The organism is Pseudomonas sp. Soil_N_39, assembly GCF_057655955.1.
The window spans coordinates 80,563-103,285 of the sequence record NZ_JBDGLI010000021.1; the positions used below are offsets into that span (position 1 = coordinate 80,563).

Annotated in this window: 20 protein-coding genes; 12 read left to right on the forward strand and 8 right to left on the reverse strand. The window is 59.4% G+C overall.

Going from position 1 to position 22,723, the window contains the following annotated elements; translation table 11 throughout:
• Window positions 1-165 precede the first annotated feature (165 nt).
• From cgtA to rplU, 3 genes are all read right to left on the reverse strand, one after another.
• Entirely contained in the window at window positions 166-1,389 is a 1,224-nt protein-coding gene (gene cgtA, locus AC3A5O_RS24685; RefSeq protein WP_122564944.1) for an Obg family GTPase CgtA, read from the reverse strand.
• A gap of 190 nt (window positions 1,390-1,579) precedes the next feature.
• Window positions 1,580-1,837 carry a 50S ribosomal protein L27 gene (gene rpmA, locus AC3A5O_RS24690; RefSeq protein WP_003176049.1) on the reverse strand — a complete coding sequence of 86 codons (258 nt, stop codon included), beginning with the start codon at window positions 1,835-1,837 and terminating at the stop codon, window positions 1,580-1,582.
• Window positions 1,838-1,872: 35 nt separating this feature from the next.
• The gene (gene rplU, locus AC3A5O_RS24695) at window positions 1,873-2,187 is read right to left on the reverse strand and encodes a 50S ribosomal protein L21 (RefSeq protein ID WP_003176051.1); all 315 of its coding nucleotides are present in this window, start codon (window positions 2,185-2,187) and stop codon (window positions 1,873-1,875) included.
• A 239-nt stretch (window positions 2,188-2,426) separates the two neighbouring features.
• On the opposite strand from rplU, the gene AC3A5O_RS24700 reads away from it, so the two are divergent.
• The 3 genes from AC3A5O_RS24700 (at window position 2,427) to AC3A5O_RS24710 (ending at window position 4,424) form a co-directional block, all read left to right on the forward strand.
• On the forward strand, window positions 2,427-3,395 hold the full coding sequence (locus AC3A5O_RS24700; RefSeq protein ID WP_122564945.1) for a polyprenyl synthetase family protein: 969 nt from the start codon (window positions 2,427-2,429) through the stop codon (window positions 3,393-3,395).
• Between the two features lie 223 nt (window positions 3,396-3,618).
• A complete protein-coding gene (locus AC3A5O_RS24705) occupies window positions 3,619-3,960 on the forward strand; it encodes a zinc ribbon domain-containing protein YjdM (RefSeq protein WP_122564946.1) in 342 nt (113 codons plus the stop codon).
• A 206-nt stretch (window positions 3,961-4,166) separates the two neighbouring features.
• Window positions 4,167-4,424, forward strand: coding sequence for a PA4570 family protein (locus AC3A5O_RS24710; protein ID WP_003205743.1), 258 nt, complete (start codon window positions 4,167-4,169; stop codon window positions 4,422-4,424).
• A 138-nt stretch (window positions 4,425-4,562) separates the two neighbouring features.
• Here AC3A5O_RS24710 and bamJ read toward each other — a convergent pair whose 3' ends face one another.
• From bamJ to AC3A5O_RS24730, 4 genes are all read right to left on the reverse strand, one after another.
• On the reverse strand, window positions 4,563-5,180 hold the full coding sequence (gene bamJ / locus AC3A5O_RS24715; protein ID WP_122564948.1) for a BamJ family beta-barrel-assembly machinery protein: 618 nt from the start codon (window positions 5,178-5,180) through the stop codon (window positions 4,563-4,565).
• Window positions 5,181-5,383: 203 nt separating this feature from the next.
• Window positions 5,384-5,872 carry a TIGR00645 family protein gene (locus AC3A5O_RS24720; protein WP_047230159.1) on the reverse strand — a complete coding sequence of 163 codons (489 nt, stop codon included), beginning with the start codon at window positions 5,870-5,872 and terminating at the stop codon, window positions 5,384-5,386.
• 132 nt (window positions 5,873-6,004) lie between these two features.
• On the reverse strand, window positions 6,005-6,346 hold the full coding sequence (locus AC3A5O_RS24725; RefSeq protein WP_013694243.1) for a PA4575 family protein: 342 nt from the start codon (window positions 6,344-6,346) through the stop codon (window positions 6,005-6,007).
• A gap of 381 nt (window positions 6,347-6,727) precedes the next feature.
• Window positions 6,728-9,166, reverse strand: a complete 2,439-nt coding sequence (locus AC3A5O_RS24730) for a Lon protease family protein (RefSeq protein ID WP_060740549.1) — start codon at window positions 9,164-9,166, stop codon at window positions 6,728-6,730.
• A 274-nt stretch (window positions 9,167-9,440) separates the two neighbouring features.
• Here AC3A5O_RS24730 and AC3A5O_RS24735 point away from each other — a divergent pair, with 274 nt between their 5' ends.
• The 8 genes from AC3A5O_RS24735 (at window position 9,441) to AC3A5O_RS24770 (ending at window position 16,697) form a co-directional block, all read left to right on the forward strand.
• A complete protein-coding gene (locus AC3A5O_RS24735) occupies window positions 9,441-9,929 on the forward strand; it encodes a DUF3015 domain-containing protein (RefSeq protein ID WP_122564949.1) in 489 nt (162 codons plus the stop codon).
• Window positions 9,930-10,019: 90 nt separating this feature from the next.
• On the forward strand, window positions 10,020-11,873 hold the full coding sequence (locus tag AC3A5O_RS24740; RefSeq protein ID WP_122564950.1) for an Lnb N-terminal periplasmic domain-containing protein: 1,854 nt from the start codon (window positions 10,020-10,022) through the stop codon (window positions 11,871-11,873).
• Between the two features lie 102 nt (window positions 11,874-11,975).
• On the forward strand, window positions 11,976-12,332 hold the full coding sequence (locus AC3A5O_RS24745) for a putative periplasmic lipoprotein (RefSeq protein ID WP_122564951.1): 357 nt from the start codon (window positions 11,976-11,978) through the stop codon (window positions 12,330-12,332).
• Window positions 12,333-12,404: 72 nt separating this feature from the next.
• The gene (locus tag AC3A5O_RS24750) at window positions 12,405-12,896 is read left to right on the forward strand and encodes a GreA/GreB family elongation factor (protein ID WP_305468564.1); all 492 of its coding nucleotides are present in this window, start codon (window positions 12,405-12,407) and stop codon (window positions 12,894-12,896) included.
• Between the two features lie 189 nt (window positions 12,897-13,085).
• A complete protein-coding gene (locus AC3A5O_RS24755) occupies window positions 13,086-13,229 on the forward strand; it encodes a hypothetical protein (RefSeq protein WP_163006676.1) in 144 nt (47 codons plus the stop codon).
• Between the two features lie 153 nt (window positions 13,230-13,382).
• Window positions 13,383-13,541 carry a hypothetical protein gene (locus tag AC3A5O_RS24760; RefSeq protein WP_163006677.1) on the forward strand — a complete coding sequence of 53 codons (159 nt, stop codon included), beginning with the start codon at window positions 13,383-13,385 and terminating at the stop codon, window positions 13,539-13,541.
• 81 nt (window positions 13,542-13,622) lie between these two features.
• A complete protein-coding gene (gene lanM, locus AC3A5O_RS24765) occupies window positions 13,623-15,728 on the forward strand; it encodes a type 2 lanthipeptide synthetase LanM (protein ID WP_487753852.1) in 2,106 nt (701 codons plus the stop codon).
• A 45-nt stretch (window positions 15,729-15,773) separates the two neighbouring features.
• Window positions 15,774-16,697 carry a lanthionine synthetase LanC family protein gene (locus AC3A5O_RS24770; RefSeq protein WP_487753854.1) on the forward strand — a complete coding sequence of 308 codons (924 nt, stop codon included), beginning with the start codon at window positions 15,774-15,776 and terminating at the stop codon, window positions 16,695-16,697.
• Window positions 16,698-16,880: 183 nt separating this feature from the next.
• Here the strand turns inward: AC3A5O_RS24770 and ettA are convergent, their stop codons facing one another.
• Window positions 16,881-18,545, reverse strand: a complete 1,665-nt coding sequence (gene ettA / locus AC3A5O_RS24775; RefSeq protein WP_122564955.1) for an energy-dependent translational throttle protein EttA — start codon at window positions 18,543-18,545, stop codon at window positions 16,881-16,883.
• 271 nt (window positions 18,546-18,816) lie between these two features.
• On the opposite strand from ettA, the gene AC3A5O_RS24780 reads away from it, so the two are divergent.
• On the forward strand, window positions 18,817-22,665 hold the full coding sequence (locus tag AC3A5O_RS24780) for a sensor domain-containing protein (RefSeq protein WP_122564956.1): 3,849 nt from the start codon (window positions 18,817-18,819) through the stop codon (window positions 22,663-22,665).
• Window positions 22,666-22,723 lie beyond the last annotated feature (58 nt).

A 22,723-nucleotide genomic window follows, 5' to 3' on the forward strand; every position in this document is an offset into this window, starting at 1 on the left:
CTTGGAAACCGGCTTGCCGGCGATGATAACACTGCACTGAAACACTTGAACCTGTGGGAGCGAGCTTGCTCGCGATAGCGGTGTGTCAACCGCCATCAACATTGCTGACCCCCTGCAATCGCGAGCAAGCTCGCTCCCACAGATATTGGTTTCAACTAAGCTGCATCAGTCGCGAACGTAGATGATTTCCGGACCGTCTTCATCATCCACATCTTCCTCGTCCCAATCGTCGTCACCGATGTCATGGACCGACTTCACGCCACTGCGACGCAGGGCACGCTGATCGTCCAGCGCCTGCAACTGGGCACGGGCCTCGTCTTCGATGCGCTGGTCAAGCTCGGCCAGTTCTTCCTTGTAGGCCGGATCGTTGGCCAGGCGATCAGCGCGATCTTCCAGGTAACGCATGATGTCGTGGCACAGGCGCTCGGTGTTTTCCTTGGCGATGGCCGAGATCACATAGACCGGACCTTCCCACTCCAGGCGGTCGACGATTTCCTTGACCCGCTCCTCATGCTCTTCTTCGAGGATCTGGTCGCACTTGTTCAGCACCAGCCAGCGATCACGCTCGGCCAAGGCCGGGCTGAACTTGGTCAGCTCATTGACAATGACTTCGGCGGCATCAGCGGCATCGGTTTCATCCAGCGGCGCCATGTCGACGAGGTGCAGCAACAGACGGGTGCGAGACAAATGCTTGAGGAAACGAATCCCCAGGCCCGCGCCCTCGGAAGCGCCTTCGATCAACCCTGGAATGTCGGCGATCACGAAACTCTTCCAGCGGTCGACGCTGACCACGCCCAGGTTCGGCACCAGGGTGGTAAACGGGTAATCAGCCACTTTCGGCTTGGCCGCCGACACCGAGCGAATGAAGGTGCTTTTACCGGCGTTCGGCAGACCCAGCAGACCCACGTCAGCCAGCACTTTCATTTCCAGCTTCAGGTCGCGCTGCTCGCCGGGCTTGCCTGGCGTGGTCTGGCGCGGCGCACGGTTGGTACTGGATTTGAAACGGGTGTTGCCCAGGCCGTGCCAGCCGCCATGGGCGACCAGCAGACGCTGGCCAGCCTTGGTCAGGTCGCCAATCACTTCCTGGGTGGCGGAATCGATCACCGTGGTGCCGACTGGCACACGCAGGATCAGGTCTTCGCCCTTCTTGCCGGTGCAGTCGGTGCTGCCACCGTTGGAGCCACGCTCGGCATCGAAGTGCCGGGTGTAACGGTAGTCCACCAAGGTGTTGAGGTTTTCGTCGGCGAGCATGTAGATCGAGCCACCGTCGCCCCCGTCACCACCGTTCGGACCACCGTTTTCAATGAACTTTTCCCGACGGAAACTCATGCAGCCATTGCCGCCGTCACCGGCCTTCACTCGAATCGATACTTCATCAACAAACTTCATGACACACGCCTCTCGCCATACGGACGAGCCAAAAAAACAAGACATAAGACTCTTGCAAAAATGAGCGCAGCGACCTGATGACACGCCCCAACCGCAGCGCCGACAGCCCATACAAACAGTTTTGCAAGAGACTCACCCCACAAACGAAAAAGCCCCGTCGCAAGACAGGGCTTTTCCAGCGATCTCGCAATTAAGCTGCGACAACGCTCACGTAACGGCGGTTGAACGCGCCCTTTACTTCAAACTTGATCACGCCTTCGATTTTCGCGAAGAGGGTGTGATCCTTACCCATGCCAACACCGTAACCGGCGTGGAATTGGGTGCCGCGCTGACGCACGATGATGTTGCCCGGAATGATTTTCTGGCCGCCATACATCTTCACGCCAAGGCGTTTGGCTTCTGAGTCGCGACCGTTACGGGTACTACCACCAGCTTTTTTGTGTGCCATGAGTTCAATTCTCCTAGTGAGGAATTAGGCTGAAATTAAGCCTGAATACCGGTGATTTTGATCTCGGTGTACCACTGGCGGTGGCCCATACGCTTCATGTGGTGCTTACGACGACGGAACTTGATGATGCGGACTTTATCGTGACGACCTTGGGAGATCACTTCAGCCACAACGGTAGCGCCAGCAACGACTGGAGCGCCGATATTCACGTCATCGCCATTGGCGACCAACAGAACGCGATCAAAAGTCACGGATTCGCCGGTAGCGATTTCCAGTTTTTCGATCTTCAGGTATTCACCTGGGGCGACCTTGTATTGCTTGCCACCAGTAACAATTACTGCGTACGACATGGTATTTCTCCGATAATCCTGCTCACCCAGCGCTTTATAAGAAGAGGTATTGGCTGGCATGGCTGCATGGGCTGGAAGGCCCGGATGCAATTGCGTAAGGCAGGTGCTGCCCAGGAAGTTCAGGGTGCGCGATTGTACGCAAGCCGCAACAGCCTTGCAAGTAGCCGTCCATCGCGCCTTGACAGGCCTGGGTGGGGGTCCTAGCATGCCGCGCAACCCTTCTGGAGCACCTGTCGCTGATGCAACCCCAAGCTTTCTACCGCGCGGTGGCGGACGATTTTAGCGCCGTCGACGGCATCATCAAGAAGCAGCTGACTTCCCGAGTGCCACTGGTATCGAAAATCGGCGACTACATCACGTCGGCCGGTGGTAAACGCCTGCGTCCTTTATTGGTGCTGTTGTGTGGCAAGGCCCTGGGTCGTGAAGGCGACGACATGCGCCTGCTGGCCGCCACCATCGAATTCCTGCACACCGCGACCCTGCTGCACGACGACGTGGTCGACATGTCCGGCATGCGCCGTGGCCGCTCGACCGCCAATGCCATGTGGGGCAATGCCCCCAGCGTACTGGTGGGTGACTTCCTCTATTCGCGCTCGTTCGAAATGATGGTCGAGCTGGGCTCGATGCCGGTGATGAAGATCCTGTCCCAGGCCACGCGCATCATCGCCGAAGGCGAAGTGCTGCAGTTGTCCAAGGTGCGCGATGCCAGCACCACCGAAGAAACCTACATGGAAGTCATCCGCGGCAAGACCGCGATGCTCTTCGAAGCCTCGACCCACAGCGCCGCAGCCCTGGCCGGCGCCAGCGCCGAGCAGAGCGAAGCGCTGCGCACCTTCGGCGACCACCTGGGCGTGGCCTTCCAGTTGGTGGACGACCTGCTCGACTACAAGGGCGACGCCGAGACCCTGGGCAAGAACGTCGGTGACGACCTGGCCGAAGGCAAGCCGACCCTGCCGCTGATCTACACCATGCGCGAAGGCACGCCGGAACAGGCAGCACTGGTGCGCCAGGCGATCCAGAAAGGCGGGATCGAAGACCTGGAAAGCATCCGTGTCGCGGTCGAAGCCTCCGGCTCGCTGGAGTACACCGCGAACCTGGCCCGCGACTACGTCGCCCGCGCGATCAAATGCCTCGATGCCCTGCCGGCCAGCGAGTACCGCGATGCGCTGGTGGAGTTGAGCGAGTTTGCGGTGGCCCGTACTCACTGATCCACAAGGGCTTTTTGTGGGAGCAAGGCTTGTGTGGGAGCAAGGCTTGCCCGCGAAACCGGCGATTCGGTTTCTGAAAGACCGCATCGTCGCCATCGCGGGCAAGCCTTGCTCCCACAAATCCCCTCGCCATAGGATCTCCGAACGCAGTACCGTCCCTCTTTCGCAACAAAACCCTATATAATGTGCGCCCTTTTGCCCTCCTGATACCCAAGGAACCTTAGTGAGCACGTTGCCTCCCTGCCCAAAATGCAATTCCGAATACACTTACGAAGACGGCACCCAACTGGTCTGCCCGGAGTGTGCCCACGAATGGTCCGCCAGCGGCGAAGTTGAAGTGGCGTCCGATGACACCGTGAAGAAAGATTCGGTCGGCAACGTCCTGCAGGACGGCGACACCATCACCGTGATCAAGGACCTCAAGGTCAAGGGCACGTCGCTGGTGGTCAAGGTCGGCACCAAGGTCAAGAACATCCGCCTGTGCGATGGCGACCACGACATCGACTGCAAGATCGACGGCATCGGCCCGATGAAACTCAAATCCGAGTTCGTCAGAAAAGTCTGATTCTGCTGTATTCCATCCCATGCCTCCCGCGTGGGATGGAGCTTTACCCTCCCCGCTTCAGCCCCACTTCCCGGGCGCCAATCAAGTCTCAGCCATCCTGAGCTACCACAACCCATCGTCAGAAAAACAATCGCAACGCCAATAGAGACTTGCTATTTAGCGAATAAGAATTATTCTCATCGAACCCCATCAAGGAGATGAGAACCATGACTTATTTGATCGATGCCTGGTTGGACCGCCCACATCCCTACCTCAGGATCCTGCATCGGGAAACCGGGGAAGTCTGTGCAGTGCTTGAAGAAGAAGCCTTGAACGAGCTGCAGGACCAAGGAGACCTGGACCTCAACAGCCTCAATTCCAGTGAGCCGCTGGTGCTCAAGGAACTGGTGCGCAATCTGTTCCTGTTTTGCTATGCCCGGGCGTTGCGCCCTACGGGGGATTTCAGCGGCAGGTTCCACGGATGAGCACAAATAACCTGTGGGAGCGAGCTCGCTCGCGATGGCGGTCAATCAGTCGACATTTTCGTTACTGACACACCGCCATCGCGAGCAAGCTCGCTCCCACAGTTTTTGTCCGGTGGTAAAACCGGACAGGACAGGGTCTTACAGTACGTCCAACAGCTCGACGTCAAACACCAGCACGCTGTGCGGTGGAATGCTGCCAACGCCTTGAGCGCCGTAAGCCAGTTCGCTCGGCACGTAGAGGCGCCATTTGCTGCCGGCATTCATCAGTTGCAGTGCTTCGGTCCAGCCTGGGATCACGCCGCCTACGGGGAATTCAGCTGGCTGGCCGCGATCGTAGGAGCTGTCGAACACAGTGCCGTCGATCAGGGTGCCGTGGTAGTGGGTACGTACCTGGTCTTCACGGGTCGGCTTGGCGCCTTCACCCTGGGTCAGCACTTCGAATTGCAGGCCGGAAGCCAGGGTGGTGATGCCGTCACGCTTGGCATTTTCCGCCAGGAACGCACGGCCTTCGCCAGCAGCGGCTTCAGCCTTGGCGGCGGCTTCCGCTTGCATGATTTCACGAATGACCTTGAAGCTGGCGGACATCTCGTCCTGGCCCACGCGGCTTGGCTTGCCAGCGAACGCGTCGGTCAGGCCGGCCAGGATCGCGTCCAGGCTGACACCCGGTGGTGGGTTGTCGCGCAGTTGGTCGCCCAACTGACGGCCAATGCCGTAGCTGACGCGGGTTTCGTCGGTGGACAGGTTAACTTCGGACATGATGCTGCTCCGCTGTGCGGACGGCTCGAGAGTTGCCGTGCGTGACACAGCGCCTCCCGGAGCGCCCGGAACCAAAAGGGCGAGCAGACTAGCACAGATGCCACGGCGGGTGACGAGCCCTCACGTCAAAGCAACCCGCCAGAAACGACAACGCCCGCCTGCAGTTCGCCAGGCGGGCGTTGCGCCAGTGCGATGAACGGGCCTCAGTGCTTGGTCAGCTTGTCCAGGTAACCCATGGCAAAGGCCGAGACCACGAAGGTCATGTGGATGATCACGTACCACATCAGGTGCTCGGGATCGACGTTCTTGGCGTCCATGAAGATGCGCAGCAGGTGGATGGAGGAAATGGCCACGATCGAGGCGGCGACTTTCATCTTCAGCGATGAAGAGTCCATGGTGCCCAGCCAGTTGAGCTTTTCCTTGTCGGAGTCGATGTCCAGTTGCGAAACGAAGTTCTCGTAGCCGGAAATCATCACCATCACCAGCAAGCCGCCCACCAGCGCCATGTCGATCAGCGACAGCAGTACCAGGATCAGCTCGGACTCGGCCATGGCAAACACATTGGGGATGATGTGAAAGACTTCCTGGAAGAATTTCAGTGCCAAGGCCAGCAGGCCCAAGGACAGCCCGAAGTAGATCGGCGCCAGCAGCCAACGGGAGGCGTACATTGCGTTTTCGATAAAGCGTTCCATTGAATCTCACACCTGGGCTGAAAAATCGCGGCGAGTATATCAGCCACGACCTGCCCCACAAATGCCGGGGCCATCCCTGGCCCCCGCTCATGTGTCAAAATTTTTCCGCAAGTATCCATACGGTGATGGCTTTCAATGCAGCGGACGAAACTCGAAGCCGCCGACATTGCGACAACGGCCTCCATTGATTTCACGCAGTTGGGCCTGCATGTGCAAGGACCAGATCTGCGGGTCGTCGGCCAGCTCATAGCCGTGCAGGGTCAGGCTTTGCACAATGGTATCGAGGATGGATTCGGCGGCAGTCGGGCCGGGAAATGGCCCTTGCGCCTTGATGGCGGAGGGTTGTTCGCCAGCCATTCCGGCGGCGAAGAGCAAGGTCCACATACCGGTATCTCCCGCCAGGGGGCGGATGGCGCATTCGATACGGGTGACAAGGCCCAGGCATTGACGAGTGAGGCAAAGGTTGCGCGACATGGCGGCGCCCCTCGGTAGATCCGGTATTCAGCCTCGGGAGGAGGCTGTTTCGATCCAATGATGACTCTCGTTATCCTTGAGCTGAGGATAGAAGAAAAGTTCCGGCCCCACGGGTTTCCGAGACCAGAATACGCCGAGCGGTCATAGTGTGAATATTGACGCCAAAGTGGTGGCACTTTTTAGCATTAATCCACAAAACATTGATTGTGAGAGCAAGCCTGTGGGAGTAAAGCTTGCTCGCGATGGGGTTGTCACATGCAACACTTCTGTTGATTGGATAACCGTTATCGCGAGCAAGCTTTGCTCCCACAGGCTGTTTTCCCATAGGCTGTTTTGCCGCAGGCCCGCTCCTACAGGGGGCTTGCGGCGGTCAGAAAAACATCAAGCCGGCTTGGCCTCCGCCAAGGCTTGCTGCGCCAGTTCCTTTTCCGCTTCCTTGATGTCGTCTTCGCTGATCATTTCCGCGATTACCCGCAGCCGTTCCACCACCCGGGCGTTGACGCTGCCCTCCGGGAACTCGCCGTTTTCATCCGGCTCGCCGGCAGGCTCGCCCACCAGCAGGCTCAGGGCTTCGTCGGCCTGGCGCACCGCGTAGACGTGAAACTGCCCGGCGCGAACGGCGGCCAGCACTTTCTCGTCAAGCATCAGGGTCGCGACGTTGGCCTGGGGAATGATCGCCCCCTGCTCACCGGTCAACCCGCGGGCTTCGCAGAGACGGAAAAAGCCTTCGATCTTCTCGTTGACCCCGCCCACCGCCTGCACTTCGCCGAACTGGTTGATCGAGCCGGTGATGGCAAAGCACTGCTTCAACGGCGTCTTCGACAGGGCCGAGATCAGCGTACACGCCTCGCCCAGGGACGCACTGTCACCATCCACGTAACCGTAGGATTGTTCCAGGGCGATGCTGGCCGAGATCGCCAGCGGGAACTCCTGGGCATAACGACTGCCCAGGTAACCGGTGAGGATCATCACGCCCTTGGAGTGGATCGGTTGGCCAAGGTTGACCTCGCGCTCGATGTCGACGATGCCACTGCCGCCCGGGTACACCGTGGCGGAAATCCGCGCCGGCACGCCAAACGCCGAGTCGCCGACCTCCAGCACTGTCAGCCCGTTGCACTTGCCCACGGCCGCGCCAGCGGTGTCGATCAGGATGATCCCCGCCAGCATGTCGTCGAGGATTCGCGCCGAGACACGCCCGGTACGGGTGGCCTTGGCCTTGAGGGCACGCTCGATGTGGCCGGCGTCGGTCATCTCGTCACCGGCCAGTTGGCGAATGAAATCCGCCTCACTGACCAGCTGGAACAAGTCGCCGATACGCGCCGACAAGCGTCCCTGATGCTCGGCCAGCCGGGCGCTGTAGGTCGCCAGGCGCGCCACCGCGTCGGCGGTCAGCGGTGCCATGCCCTCTTCCGAAGTGCGGGTCTTGAGCAACTGGGCGAACTGCTCCAGGCTCTCGTCGCCCATCGGGATGTCTTCATCGAAATCCACCAGCACGCGAAACATTTCCTGGAAGTCCGGGTCCAGGTCCTGCAAGGCGTAATAGAGCTGGCGGGCGCCGATGATCACGACCTTGACCTGCAACGGGATGTGTTGCGGCGTCAGGGTCACCGTGGCCAGGCGTCCCAGCTCACCCAGGGGCGATTCCATCTTCAGCTTGCGCGATTGCAGGGCGCGCTTGAGCGCATCCCATACGAACGGTTCGCCGAGCATTTTTTCCGCTTCAAGGATCAGGAAGCCGCCATTGGCCCGGTGCAAGGCACCCGGACGCAACTGCCGGTACGTGGTGTAGAGCGCGCCCTGGTCGGTGCTGTATTCAATCCGGCCGAACAGGTTGTCGTAGGTCGGGTGCGGCTCGAACACCACCGGTGCGCCACCACTGGATGGATGCCCGACCACCAGGCTCGGCGCGTACTGCTCTTCCAGCAGTTTGCGGGCGATGGCGTCGGTCTTGCTGTCGTCCACCAGTTGCTCGACCACGGTCTTGAGCAGATAGACCTGCATGGCTTGCAGGTAGCCACAGACCGCGGCGTTCTCCGCGTACTTTTCCGACAGCGGCGCCAGCAACGGTTGCAGGGCCAAGGTGATGGTTTCTTCGTTGAGCTGGCGCAGCTGGTTGCTGGACTCGCGCTTCCATTGCGGCAGGCTGGCGAGCTCTTCGTTCAAGCGCTCTTCCAGGCCGGAGATGTCCTCGTGAAAACGCTCGCGCTCGGCTTCCGGCAACTGGGCGAATTCCGCCTCGTCCAGGGCCTTGCCTTCGCTCATCGGCGTGAAGGCGATGTTGCTGCTGTCACGGTACAGCGCGACATCCTTCTCCAGCGCCAGGCGCTCGATCACATCCAGGGCCCGGTCGTAGCGCTGGTTGAAGGCGCGGTCGATGGCGCTTTTTTTCTGCTGGTAGGACGGGTGCTCGAACACCGCCGGGAAGGTCGCCAGCAGGTTGTCGATCAAACCGTTGATGTCACCGATAAACGCACCGGCGGTGCCGGACGGCAGCTCCAGGGCACGGGGTTCGCGAGGTTCATCGAAATTATTGACGTAGACCCAGTCCGCCGGGGTCTGCAGGCGTTTGCCTTCGGCCTTGAGGTAGCGTTTGACGAACGAAAACCGGCCGGTGCCGGGCTCGCCCATGACAAAGACGTTGTAACCGGGGCGCGGCATGGCCACGCCGAACTGCAAGGCTTCGACCGCACGTTCCTGGCCAAGCACACCGCGGAAGGGCTCCAGATCATTGGTGGTAGAGAAGCTGAACTGTTCAGCGGAAAACGGACGGGTCAGCGCTTCGGGCGCTAGACGCAAGCTGGCAGCAACAGGATCAGGCATCGGGCTTCCTTACATCAGGCGGGGCAGATAGCGGCATTCTGGCGCTGCCTGTACCTGACTGGCAAGGAGCGCCTCAGGCCAAAGCATAGTCAATGGGAAAACCCCGGGCGGGGCCCCGTAAATAGACGATCCCCCGTAATGTTTTTGCAAAATGTCACGGAACCCTCGGATCGTGCCTAAACTCCAAATTGCGCGGCTGGAACAATAACCGGCCCACTGGCAGCTGTACGGGCCAGACCCTGTCCATTGGTATGCACATAAAGAGAACATAGCTATGAAACGGATTCTTCTCGGTACTCTCTTCACCGCTGTATCCCTCAACGCCATGGCTCAGGCGCCGGGCGGCCCGGATTGCGGCTGGGGCAACATGCTGTTCGAAGGTCAGCGTGGCACTCCGGCACACTTCCTGGCATCCACCACCAACGGCACTTCCGGTAACGCGACCTTCGGCATGACCTCCGGCACCAACGGGTGCTCGACCAACGCGGCACTGACCTACGGTGGCAAGTCCTGGCTGGCCATGAATGGCATGATGAACGAGCTGTCCGAAGACATGGCCAAGGGTCAGGGCGAAGCGCTGACCACCTATGCCGTGGTACTGGGTGTGGCGCCGGAAGATCGCGCACACTTCTCCGCCGTTACCCACGAGCACTTCCAGCAGATCTTCAGCAAGGCTGACGTGACGGCGGAAGATGTGCATACCAACACCCTGGCCGTGCTGAAAAGCGACCCTCGCCTGGCCAAGTACGCGCCTCAAGCTTAAGCTCGACAGCACTCGCTCCTCTCGGGGAGCGGGTTTTCTTTTTGGGGCCCCCTCGGTCTTTATTTTTTTCGACTCTCCAAGTAGCCGACTATGCTCAAACGCCTTGCCTGGCTAGCGCTCTGTGTGTGCGCCCCACTGTCCGCCGCGCCTCATGTCGACCCTCAACGTTTGCAGCAACTGGCCAATGACCGATTCTGGATCTCCCTGGGCCACTACGAAACCGCCAAGCTGGGTGGCTGGCGCAGCTATATCAGCGACAAAAAATTCTTCCTCGCCTCCGACGGCAACGAACATCCTGACCGTGAACTGACCGCCACGCTGCAAGCCTTGTATGGCCCGGCCAGCGCCGGCCAGCAACATGCCCAGTGCGTGTACCCGGCGCGCACCCGCTGGCTGAAGGCGCAGCTCAACCTGACGGACCTGCCGGCGGTCAATTGCAGCGACTTCACCCAGTGGTTCAAGGACGTGTCGCCCCACAGCGCGGTGATGATTTTCCCCGCCGCGTACCTCAACAGCCCATCCTCGATGTTCGGCCACACCCTGTTGCGCATCGACCAGGCCGATGTGCAAAGCGACAAGACCGCCCTGCTCAGCTACGCGATCAACTTCGGCGCCTACATCGAAGGTTCCGACAACAGCATCCTCTATGCCTGGAAGGGTCTGATGGGAGGCTATCCCGGCCTGTTCGCCCTGGTGCCGTACCAGGAAAAACTCTCCGAGTACCGTAGCCTGGAGAACCGCGACCTGTGGGAATACCGCCTCAACCTGAGCCAGGCGGAAACCGAACGCATGGTTGAGCACGTCTGGGAACTCAAGCAGATCCAGTTCGACTATTTCTTCTTCGACGAAAACTGCTCCTATCGCCTGCTCGAATTGCTGCAAGTGGCACGCCCCGGCCTGCGCCTGACCGAACAATTCCCGCTGACGGCGATTCCCACCGACACCGTCAAGGCGGTGAAAGAAGCCGGCCTGGTGGAAAGCATTCAATATCGACCGTCCCGGGAACGGGAACTGCTCAGCCGCGCCGAACCGCTCAGCGATGATGAACAGCAATGGGTACTGAACGTCAGCGCCGATCAGCAGCAACTGCAAACACCGGCATTCAAGGCGCTGCCGCGCGAACGCCAGGCGCTGATCATCGACGCGGCGTATCGCCTGGAGCGCTATCGGGCCAACGGCCAGGAACGCGAGCCACAACGGGCCCAGCGCAGCTTCGAGCTGTTGCGGGCGATCAACCAGAACCCCCCACCGGAACTCGACATCCCGCAACCGGGCCTGCCCGAGGACGGTCACCAATCGCGCACCTGGCAGGCCGGCCTCGGCACGCGGGGCGATCGGGCGTTCGGCGAATATGGCTTGCGCATGGCCTATCACGACCTCAACGACAACGCCGAAAGTTTCCCGCTGGGGGCACAGATCGAAATCCTGCAATTGAAACTGCGCCAGTACGAAGGCAATGACTGGCAAGTGCAGCAACTGGACCTGGCGACCATTCGCTCCCTGACCCCACGCAACGAGCTGCTGCAACCACTGTCCTGGCAGGTCACCGGCGGCCTGGAGCGGGTGCCGGGCAAACACGACGATGAAACCTTGGTCAGCCACGTCAACGGCGGTGCCGGTGGTACCTGGGCGCTGGGCGAAGATGTGCTGGGCTTTGCCCTGGGCACGGTGAGGGTCGAACACAACAACGACTTCGCCCAGTTCATCGCCCCGGCCGCCGGCTTCAACAGCGGCGTGCTGTGGAAAAACCCGCTAGGCAACTTGAGCCTGGAAGCCAAGGGCGATTATTTCGTCAACGGCGAAGTGCGCCGTAGCCTGAGCCTGAATCAGCAGTGGGAATTGTCCCGCAACCTCGGCCTGCGCCTGAGCGCCCAGCGGGAATTCAGCCAATTGGCCTCACCGGAGAACGAGGTGATGCTCGAGGTGAAGTGGTACCACTACTGACAATGGCCTGCGCAACCAACGGATTGATCACCGCGCTTTCACGCCTTTCTGACGAATCCACTTCTAGACTTGTTGTAGGCGGGATTCGTCAGGAAAACGGAAATGAAACGCGCGGTGATGGCACTGGGTGTGTTGATGTTGCTCGGTGGCTGTGAAACCACCCACGAAGACTTGATCGCCCGGGGTTACCCACCGGCGTTCGCCGACGGCTATGACGATGGTTGCAGCAGTGGCCGGCAGGCCGCCGGGGTGATCACCGGTCAATTCAGGAAAGACGTGCCACGTTACCTCAAGGACCCGCGCTACGCCGAAGGCTGGAGCGATGGCTTCCGGCAGTGCCAGGCCATGCGCGAGAGCGAAGAGCGTAATGCCTATCGCGAACGTCATTGGGACGAACGTGAGCGGGCCTGGCAGCAACAGAAAGACCAGGACGCCGCCCGGGCTTATCGCTCGCCGTGAGTCGCCTACAGACATTCGTCGAAACCAAAACCCTGCGACCATGGCCCAAACTCCAATAGAGGAGCAAATGCCATGAGTCGCGCCTTCGTCAACGAAGACAACGCCGCTGCCCAGGCCGACCAGCCGGTCGAACGCCAGGTCAGCGCGCAACCCAATTACGTCACGCCCACCGGGCTTGCCCAGCTCCAGGCCCGGGTCGCCGATTTGCAGGCCCTGCGCAGCCAGCAGGCGGCCCGCGGAGATCTGGCGGACAAACAACGGATCGCCGACCTTGAACGGGATCTGCGCTATTTCAAGCAGCGCCTGCAAAGCGCCCAAATCGTTGCACCGACGTCGTCCGATCAAGTGCGGATCGGGCACTGGGTGACCTTTGTTGATGAACAGGATCATGAGCAACGGGTGCAATTGGTGGGTGAAGACCAGGCCGATGCGGCCAGTGGCTTGATCAACTGGGGCTCGCCGCTGGGGCGGGCGTTATTGGGGGCGAAGGTTGGAGATGAAGTGATATGGAAGCGACCAGTGGGGGATCTCGCCATTGAGGTCGTTACGATAGATCTCCAATAATGTTGCCGACTTCTTTAAGCATGATTAAAGCCTCCAACATTAAAACCCGACAACAATCTGTTACTTGCCTGTAGCCATATGTAACCGCAACATGAGGTCATAACAACAAGTTTGCGCCAAATCAGGACCATGCTACTGTTTTTCTCGCACCGCCATCGGTGCACTGTAAAAACAAAAAGGAGATATACAATGAGCGAACAGATAATGGCAATGTCAGGTGACTTCGACGGCGACTTCAAGTCCTACCAACAGATAAACAACCTCGGTATCGAGTCAGCAGCACTGACCATTGTCGAGTGCGGTAGCCAAAACTACACTGCTCTTTTATGCTAAATCCTTCTCCAGCAAAATAGACCTGCGCAACAGGTCCTTGATACTCCCTAATCCCACCTATAAAACAACTTCACCAACATCCTACAGTTCGGATGCATTTGCTTGCACCCAATGGGCTGTACTTGATGTTTGATAACTGATGAGGAAAACACCATGAGCGAACAGATCCTGAACATGTCCGGCGACTTCTACAGCGAATTCGACGCTTATCAAGCGCCCGCCAACAACCTGGGGTCGATCCTGGCAACGACAATGGAATGCAACACCTTTGGAACGTGCACCAATGTTGAATGCTCGACACTCGGTTGCTAAGCCCTTCAACTGATAAAAACAGGCAACACCTATAACCATAGAGCAGGCAACGCCTGCTCTATCCATGTCTGGAGCGACAGCATGCTTGTTAACGCTTTGAAGTTGAATCAGCGAGGCCGGTACAGATTCACTTCCGACGGCGACATCGCCCTTTTTGAAAACAACCTGACCCGCCTGCATGCTGATGATCAGGCCTTGCTGGATCATTTCGGGCTGACCAGGGACCAACTGGCGTCGTACGCCAAGGAACCCATCAGCCCCCCGTGCCTACCTGTCGACGGTGAAACCATCTTGATGGCGCTGAAGGAAAAGCTCACTCGGCTTGACAGCCTTCACGTCGATACAGAGGCCTTGAGCGGCAACGACAATTTTTATTGGTTTGGCTACCGTTTTTTTCTTTATTTCGTCGACATGTTCAAGGCGGATGAGCGCTACGTCGGCGCGTCATTGCACATTGATGAAACCGCCCTGCTGGCAAGCCTTGAAAGCTATGTCCTGGCCCGAGTCGGACGCACCTCGGAACAAAGCCTGGTCCATTATCTGAATACCCGGATCGCCGACGGCGACGACATTGATCTGGGCGGGTTCAACGAACACCTGCGCACATTGCCGTTGCTGAAATTTTTCGAATCCTATCCCGTGCTGGCGACACTGCTGCTGGATTTGCTGGAAGACACCCTCAACTATCTTTATGCCGTCATTCTCGATTTCGCCGACGATGTTGAGGCGTTGGAAACGGAGTTCTCGATCCCGTCTCGGAAAATCGAGGCGATCGAGTTCGGCCTGGGTGACCCCCATGGTCGTGGCGAAACAGTCTGCCTGGTTAAGGTCTGCGCACTTTCATTGGTCTACAAGCCAAGAGCAAGCCGTGAAGCACTTTTTTTCAATCAACTGCTTGGACAACTACGTGAGGGGACAGGCGACGATTGTTTTGCCATCCACGCGCCAAGAATCCTCAGCCGAGAGCGACACAGTTGGATAGAAAAGGTCGAGAACACGCCTTGTGCCAGCGCAGCGGATGTGGCGCTGTTCTATAAAAAAATGGGCGCACAAATCGCCGTCATTCATGCACTCAACGGCATCGACTTCCATTACGAAAACATCATTGCGTGTGGCAGCAGTCCGGTCATGATTGACCTGGAGTGTTTGTTCACCGCGTCCACCAGTGACCTGCTACTCGACCTGCCTGCCGATTGTGCACTGTCCAATACCTTTAAATTGATCCAGCAGTCAGTATGCTCCAGCGGCTTTGTGCCTTTTTCACAAAAATCCAATAACGACCAGAGCGGACTGACCCGGCAAGAGTTATTCATTTCTACCCGCCACTCTCTGGTTTTCGAAAATGGCTTTTACCACTTGCGTAAAGTCGAGTTCGAACACCTCCTGGTGCAAAAGCATTTGCCGCTTTTTCAGGGTGAGCGCAAGGGACATGAAACTTATAAATCCGAACTTGTCCACGGCTTTGAATACGCTTATGGCGAATTGATGACGCATCGGCACACGATTATGCAGATGCTTGAACAATCCGCAGGCGAGCTATCGACCCGCGTATTGTTCAAAAACTCTCAACGTTATGCGGACTTTATCGGGCTGAGCCGCCATCCACGCTTCATGAAAAACATGCTGGACCGAGAGCTTCTGCTTGCAACTCTGTGGAAAGACTTGCAAGAACCCTATCGGGAAAAGGGCATCCCGCGTTATGAAATAGCCGACCTGCAAAGGTCCAGCATTCCGTGTTTCACCATGCCGCTCAACTCCAACTCTTTGATGAGCGCACAAGGTGAAACAATAGACATGACGAAAGTACAACCCCCGATAAAAGGCTGCTTACAGAAAATAGCCAATCTGTCTGCAGCCGACAGGGCATTACAACTCACACTGCTCGAAATGTGTTTGTATCCAGAGGCAAATGAACAGCCGTCATCACGTGCCTCCCTGAAAAATGCGTCCCAAGCGGATCGACTCGATGCAATACTCGGCATCAGCTCCCGCCTCGAAGCGCTTGCGACCAAGGGAACGGCAACAGACGTCAGTTGGCTGGCGTTTCATACGCACCCCACGACCCACAGAAAATACCCCTCGCCAATGGACCACGGCCTGTACTCCGGTATCGCCGGGATTGGGTTGTTTTACCTGAGCCTGTTCAAGGTGAGCGGCAAACCGCACGTGTTGTCACTTCTGGATTAGGTACTGGCCTCACTGGAGCAACATTTTGGCTTCTTCAAAGCCGACCTGACCGTCAGTGCGTACCATGGCCTGGGTTCTTATCTCTATCTACTCATCAATCGTCGCCAGATAACGGGCGATCCGAAACACAACGAAAAAATTGCCGACTTGCTGACCCAACTGATTGAAGTACCGCCTGAACACTACGATTTCGACTTCCTGGGCGGTTGTTGTGGTGCGGTGACGCTGCTGGCCAATATCCATGGGTTATCCGCGCAAGCGGATGTGCTGCCGGCCATTCGGCGCATGGTCGCTTACATAAAGGACCAGATCCTGGTTGAAGACGGCCAGCTTCTGCGACGCGATGACCGCTCCGTCATGTTGACGGGCCTGTCCCATGGTCTCTCCGGCGTCATCCATGCGTTGTGCAAAGCCTATGACGTGACCGACGATAGGGCGCTGGTGCCCTTGGCCATCCAGGTACTGGAGGCTGAAAATCGCTTGAGCCGGGAGGGTTTCTGGCTGGATCTGAGAGACCTGGGCCCTGTCGACCACGCCACCAAGTGGTGTCACGGAGACGGTGGCATCCTCATCGCCAGGCGCCAACTCATGACGTCGATGGGCGATGCCTTGGACGAAACCACCCGGCAGACGGTGCTCGACGACATTCAGCGCTGCGAGAACAACCTCTGGCAGCATGGCTTGGGTGACGGCTATAACCTTTGCCATGGCGATTTCGGCAATCTGATCTGCCTGTATGACTTGTATCGGCACGCCGATAACCCCGAGGGCATCAGCAGGGTCAAACAGGCCCTCGGCGAAGTCGCCCGGCAGTTTTTCGAAGGCCCCTTTCTCAACAGCGATCGGGTGCCCGACGTCAGCCTGCTGACTGGTATTACGGGCGCAGGTTATGCCTTGCTGTATGAGATCGATCCAACGATCCCCAACATACTCTCGCTCGATTTTGCCATGCCCGCTCAAGTGGGCTAACAGTCACTGTGGGAGCCTGCAAGAACTGCGGGAGCGAGCTTGCTCGCGATGGCGGCTTCACATTCGACATCTCTGCTGGCTGTTCCAGCGCTATCGCGAGCAAGCTCGCTCCCACAGGGAATTTGCGCCGGCCATAAAAAAACGGAGCCTTTCGAAGGCTCCGTTTTTTTGCAACCGACCGAATCAGGCCAGTTTCTTGTGCCGGACGCGATGCGGCTGGGCGGCCGCTTCGCCGAGGCGTTTCTTGCGATCGGCTTCGTACTCGGTGTAGTTGCCTTCGAAGAACACCGCTTGGGAATCGTCTTCGTACGCCAGGATGTGGGTCGCCACGCGGTCGAGGAACCACCGATCGTGGGAGATCACAATGGCGGCGCCCGGGAAGTCCAGCAAGGCTTCTTCCAGGGAGCGCAGGGTTTCGACGTCGAGGTCGTTGGACGGTTCGTCGAGCAGCAGGACGTTGCCGCCCTCCTTCAAGGTCAACGCCAGGTGCAAGCGACCGCGCTCACCACCGGACAGGTCCTTGACGAACTTCTGCTGGTCGCCGCCCTTGAAATTGAAGCGACCCACGTAAGTGCGCGACGGAATTTCATAATTGCCGATGCGGATCTGGTCGGATCCGTCGGAGATCTGCTGGAACACGGTCTTGCTGCCGTCCAGGTCTTCGCGGCTCTGGTCGACGCAAGCCAACTGCACGGTTTCGCCGACTTCGATGCTGCCCGAATCCGGGGTTTCCTTGCCCATCAGCATGCGGAACAGCGTGGATTTACCCGCACCGTTACCACCGATCACACCAACGATGGCACCTTTGGGCATGGAGAACGACAGGTTGTCGATCAGCACGCGGTCGCCATAACCCTTGGTGACATTCTTGAACTCGATGACCTTGTCGCCCAGGCGCGGACCGGCCGGGATGTAGATCTCGTTGGTTTCGCTGCGCTTCTGGAATTCCTGGGATTGCATTTCCTCGAAGCGTTGCAGACGTGCCTTGGATTTGGACTGGCGGGCCTTGGCGCCTTTGCGCACCCACTCCAGCTCTTCCTTCATGGCTTTTTCATGGGCCGACTGCTGCTTGGATTCCTGGGCCAGACGATCGGACTTGGCTTCCAGCCAGCCCGAATAGTTGCCTTCGTACGGAATGCCTGCGCCGCGGTCGAGTTCCAGGATCCAGCCGGCGACGTTGTCCAGGAAGTACCGGTCGTGCGTGATCGCCACCACGGTGCCAGGGAAGTCGTGCAGGAAGTGTTCGAGCCAGGCGACGGAATCGGCGTCCAGGTGGTTGGTCGGTTCGTCGAGGAGCAACATGTCCGGGGCCGACAGCAGCAGGCGGCACAAGGCCACGCGGCGCTTCTCACCGCCCGACAGGTGCTCGACCTTCGCGTCCCAGGCTGGCAGGCGCAGCGCGTCGGCAGCGACTTCCAGTTGGCGCTCCAGGTTGTGGCCATCGCTGGCCTGCAGGATAGCTTCGAGCTTGGCCTGTTCGGCGGCCAGCTTGTCGAAGTCGGCATCCGGGTCGGCGTAAGCGGCATAGACCTCGTCGAGGCGCGCCTGGGCGTCCTTGATCACGCTGACCGCTTCCTCGACCACTTCACGCACGGTCTTGCTCGGGTCCAGTTGAGGTTCCTGGGGCAGGTAGCCGATGTTCAGGTCTGGCATCGGACGGGCTTCACCGTCAAACTCGTTATCGACGCCGGCCATGATTTTCAGCAGCGTGGATTTACCCGAGCCGTTGAGGCCCAGTACGCCGATCTTGGCGCCAGGGAAGAAGGACAGAGAAATGTTTTTCAGGATTTCCCGCTTCGGCGGAACAACTTTGCTCAGCCGATGCATGGTGAAGACGTATTGAGCCATGGTGAACCTAGCGTCAGTGACAGGTGAAAAGAACGAGCCAGGCCATGCGCGGCGCCGGCACTTGACGGTCATCAATGCCTGCGGGCGGATAGAGCCTGGGGATCTGGAGCTGGAACGCTCTTGTTTGACCGGCAAAGCTACCTCAACCGACGGTCAAGGTCCAGCCGCCAGGGGCTGGCACTTTGCCACAAGTCAAGGCATGCTAGCCGCCCTTCGGGCGTCCGGCTTATAGTGCGTGTCGCGCCAGTCCAGCAAACCGCAGGATCCCAGCTTGTCTAATGTCACGCCGCCCCTGTCCCCTCGTGCACCGACCGCCGTGCCCGGCTCGCCCCTGCGCGGGACACTGAAGGGCGCGCTGGCCACACTGGTGCTGCTGTTGCTCGGCTTGCTGTTCTGGCAACTGCTCGACCAACTGCGCGAAACCCAACAGCAACAGCGCCAATACACCATCGACTACACCGCCGATCTTGCCGCGCAGGTCAGCCTGAACATGGCGCTGAACGCGCAAATCGCCCTCAATCTGCTACCAATCGTCGAGCAACCACAAAGTGCCGACGAACAGCAGGCCCTGGTGCGCAAACTCCAGCAGTCGCTACCCGAATTACGCAGCCTGGCACTGCTGAGCCCTTCCGGCCGAGTGCTCAGTGACAGCGACACCGACAGCCACGACGCCGATTACCTGGCTGATCTGGTGCGGCGCAGCCGGGCCCAGGCCCATTACTTCAGCAATGCCGAAGACGGCTCCGTCGTTCATCTATTGTTGCATCAGGCCAGCGGCAGCAGCCGGGGCTATTGGGCCTTGCGTCTGACCCCGAGTTTTTTCGCCACCCTGACCAAGCAGGCCGATGTGGGGCTACGCCCGCTGTGGCTGGTGGAAAACCGTCTCAACCAGCAGATCGTCAGCCGCGACGAGAGCCTGCCCTCGAGCAGCCCTACCCATCTGTCCCCGGATGACCTGGAGAACACGGTACTGACCGTGCCCCTGAGCAGCAGCGACTGGCAACTGCGAGGGCTGTTCGACCGTCGCCAGGTGATCGAGCAACTGCTGCCGGCCTTCATCGGCAAGTGCCTGCTGGGCCTGGCATTTTCGTTGCTGCCGGTGATCGCGCTCTTGAACATGCGCCGACGCCAGCGGCAGTTGCATGAAGGTCGACGACGTTACCAGGATATTTTCGAAGGCACCGGCGTGGCCCTGTGCGTGCTGGACCTGTCGGGGCTCAAGGCCTTTTTTGAGCGGGCCGGCCTGCACACTGGCGATCAATTGCGCGCCTGGCTGCAAACCCCTCACCAACTCGAACAATTGCGCCAGGAAGTTCACGTCACCGAAGTCAACCAGATGGCGTTGAAACTGCTCAACGTCGACTCCTGTGCCCAGGCTTGGCAGTTGTTGGTCGGCAAGGGCACGCCAGACAACAACCCCGTCGGCTCGAAACTGCTCGAAGCGTTGCTCGACCAACACAAGCAACTGGAACTGGAAATCAAGCTCCAGGACGCCCATGGCCGCGACCAGCACCTGTGGCTGGTGCTGCGCCTGCCGGAAAAACAACAAGACTGTAACGCGGTCATCCTGAGCATCAGCGACATCACCAGCCGCAAACTGATCGAGCTCTCTCTGCTCGAACGCGAAGGTTTCTGGTCCGACGTGGTACGCACCGTGCCGGACCATCTCTACGTGCAGGACGTCATCAGCCAGCGGATGATCTTCAGCAACCATCACCTGGGTCAGACCCTGGGCTACGACCGCACCGAACTGCACCAGATGGGCGAGTACTTCTGGGAAATCCTGCTGCACAGCGACGACGCCGATCACTACCACAACCTGCGCCAGGAACAACGGCGGGGCGGCTATACGCAACTGCTGCAATGCCAACTGCGCTTTCGTCATCGCAATGGCAAATGGCGTTGTTTCGACATCCGCGAACAAGCCCTGGCCCGGGACCGGCACGACCAGGTGACCCGGATCATCGGCGTGGCCAAGGACGTCACCGAGCAGATCGAGGCCAGCGAATCGCTTCGCGACAGCGAGCAACGCTATCGGATGCTCGCCGAAAGCATCAGCGATGTGATTTTCTCAACCGACAACAAGCTTTCGCTCAACTATGTCAGCCCGTCGGTGCAAGCGGTGCTGGGCTACACCGCCGATTGGATTTTCCAGAACGGCTGGCAATCGATCATCGCCAATCCGCAACAACTGACCGGCATCTACAGCCTGATGGACCGCGTCAGCAAGGCCCTCGACAAGCCTGATCAACTGGCCGAACTGCGCAACCAGATGCAGACCCAGCTGTTCCTGTTCGACTGCCTGCGTGCCGACGGGCGCAAGATCCCCATCGAGCTGCGGCTGGTGCTGGTGTGGGATGAACACGGCGCATTCGAAGGCGTGCTCGGCGTCGGCCGCGACATCAGCCAACAGCGGCGCGCCGAAAAAGACCTGCGCATGGCCGCCACGGTCTTCGAGCACTCGACCTCGGCGATCCTGATCACCGACCCGGCCGGCTACATTGTCCAGGCCAACGAAGCGTTCAGTCGCGTCAGCGGTTATGCCGTGTCGCAAGTGCTGGACCAGTTGCCCAACATGCTGACCGTGGACGAGCAGCAGGAAGCCCACTTGCGCTACGTGCTCAAGCAGTTGCAGCAGCACAGCACCTGGGAAGGCGAGGTCTGGCTCAAACGCCGCAATGGCGAACACTACCCGGCCTGGGTCGGCATCACCGCCGTGCTGGACGACGAAGGCGACCTGGCCAGTTATGTGTGCTTCTTCAGCGACATCAGCGAACGCAAGGCCAGCGAGCAGCGCATCCATCGTTTGGCCTATTACGACGCCCTGACCCACCTGCCCAACCGCACGCTGTTCCAGGATCGCCTGCACACCGCACTGCAGTCGGCCGAGCGGCAGAAGACCTGGGTCGTGCTGATGTTCCTCGACCTGGACCGTTTCAAGCCGATCAACGACTCCCTGGGCCATGCCGCCGGTGACCGGATGCTCAAGGAAATGGCCACGCGCCTGCTCGGCTGCGTCGCCGACGACGACACCGTGGCGCGCATGGGCGGCGACGAATTCACCCTGCTGCTGCAACCACGCGCCAGCCGTGAAATGGCGCTGAACCGGGCCATCACCGTGGCCGAGCAGATCCTCGCCAGCCTGGTTCGGCCCTTCGTGCTCGAAGGCCGGGAGTTTTTCGTCACCGCCAGTATCGGTATCGCCCTGAGCCCACAGGACGGCAACGAACTGAGCCAGTTGATGAAGAACGCCGACACGGCCATGTACCACGCCAAGGAGCGTGGCAAGAACAACTTCCAGTTCTACCAGGCCGACATGAACGCCAGCGCCCTGGAGCGCCTGGAACTGGAAAGCGACCTGCGCCACGCCCTGGAGCAGAACGAGTTTGTGCTGTACTACCAGCCGCAGTTCAGCGGCGATGGCAAACGCCTGACCGGCGCCGAGGCCTTGCTGCGCTGGCGCCATCCGCGCCGTGGCTTGGTGCCACCGGGGGACTTCATCCCGGTACTCGAAGAACTCGGGCTGGTGGTGGACGTCGGCGACTGGGTCATCACCGAAGCCTGCCGGCAACTCAGGACCTGGCACCAGGCCAAGGTCCGGGTGCCGAAGGTCTCGGTCAACATTTCCGCCCGGCAGTTCTCCGACGGCCAACTGGGCACGCGCATCGCCAATATCCTGCGCAGCACCGGTCTGCCACCGGCTTGCCTGGAGCTGGAACTGACGGAAAGTATCCTGATGCGCGAAGTCAGCGAGGCGATGCAGATCCTGGCCGGGTTGAAGAACCTGGGCCTGAGCATCGCTGTCGATGACTTCGGCACCGGTTATTCATCGCTCAACTACCTCAAGCAATTCCCCATCGACGTGCTGAAGATCGACCGCACCTTCGTCGACGGCCTGCCGTCCGGCGAGCAGGATGCGCAGATCGCCCGGGCGATCATCGCCATGGCCCACAGCCTCAACCTGGCGGTGATCGCCGAGGGCGTCGAGACTCATGAGCAACTGGACTTCTTGCGCGAGCACGGCTGCGACGAAGTCCAGGGCTACCTGTTCGGCCGGCCGATGCCGGCCAATCGGTTCGAAGCGCAGTTCAGCAATGATGCGTTGTTCATGCTCGACTGAGGCCTTGTGCTATCTGGGCCGGCCTCTCGCGGGCAAGCCTTGCTCCCACAGAGGAAAG

What these genes read in the sequence shown, in the direction of transcription:
- cgtA (WP_122564944.1), bottom strand. Translation starts at nt 1,389, where the DNA reads ATGAAGTTTGTTGATGAAGTATCGATTCGAGTGAAGGCCGGTGACGGC.
- rpmA (WP_003176049.1), bottom strand. Translation starts at nt 1,837, where the DNA reads ATGGCACACAAAAAAGCTGGTGGTAGTACCCGTAACGGTCGCGACTCA.
- rplU (WP_003176051.1), bottom strand. Translation starts at nt 2,187, where the DNA reads ATGTCGTACGCAGTAATTGTTACTGGTGGCAAGCAATACAAGGTCGCC.
- AC3A5O_RS24700 (WP_122564945.1), top strand. Translation starts at nt 2,427, where the DNA reads ATGCAACCCCAAGCTTTCTACCGCGCGGTGGCGGACGATTTTAGCGCC.
- AC3A5O_RS24710 (WP_003205743.1), top strand. Translation starts at nt 4,167, where the DNA reads ATGACTTATTTGATCGATGCCTGGTTGGACCGCCCACATCCCTACCTC.
- bamJ (WP_122564948.1), bottom strand. Translation starts at nt 5,180, where the DNA reads ATGTCCGAAGTTAACCTGTCCACCGACGAAACCCGCGTCAGCTACGGC.
- AC3A5O_RS24720 (WP_047230159.1), bottom strand. Translation starts at nt 5,872, where the DNA reads ATGGAACGCTTTATCGAAAACGCAATGTACGCCTCCCGTTGGCTGCTG.
- AC3A5O_RS24725 (WP_013694243.1), bottom strand. Translation starts at nt 6,346, where the DNA reads ATGTCGCGCAACCTTTGCCTCACTCGTCAATGCCTGGGCCTTGTCACC.
- AC3A5O_RS24730 (WP_060740549.1), bottom strand. Translation starts at nt 9,166, where the DNA reads ATGCCTGATCCTGTTGCTGCCAGCTTGCGTCTAGCGCCCGAAGCGCTG.
- AC3A5O_RS24735 (WP_122564949.1), top strand. Translation starts at nt 9,441, where the DNA reads ATGAAACGGATTCTTCTCGGTACTCTCTTCACCGCTGTATCCCTCAAC.
- AC3A5O_RS24740 (WP_122564950.1), top strand. Translation starts at nt 10,020, where the DNA reads ATGCTCAAACGCCTTGCCTGGCTAGCGCTCTGTGTGTGCGCCCCACTG.
- AC3A5O_RS24745 (WP_122564951.1), top strand. Translation starts at nt 11,976, where the DNA reads ATGAAACGCGCGGTGATGGCACTGGGTGTGTTGATGTTGCTCGGTGGC.
- AC3A5O_RS24750 (WP_305468564.1), top strand. Translation starts at nt 12,405, where the DNA reads ATGAGTCGCGCCTTCGTCAACGAAGACAACGCCGCTGCCCAGGCCGAC.
- AC3A5O_RS24755 (WP_163006676.1), top strand. Translation starts at nt 13,086, where the DNA reads ATGAGCGAACAGATAATGGCAATGTCAGGTGACTTCGACGGCGACTTC.
- AC3A5O_RS24760 (WP_163006677.1), top strand. Translation starts at nt 13,383, where the DNA reads ATGAGCGAACAGATCCTGAACATGTCCGGCGACTTCTACAGCGAATTC.
- lanM (WP_487753852.1), top strand. Translation starts at nt 13,623, where the DNA reads ATGCTTGTTAACGCTTTGAAGTTGAATCAGCGAGGCCGGTACAGATTC.
- ettA (WP_122564955.1), bottom strand. Translation starts at nt 18,545, where the DNA reads ATGGCTCAATACGTCTTCACCATGCATCGGCTGAGCAAAGTTGTTCCG.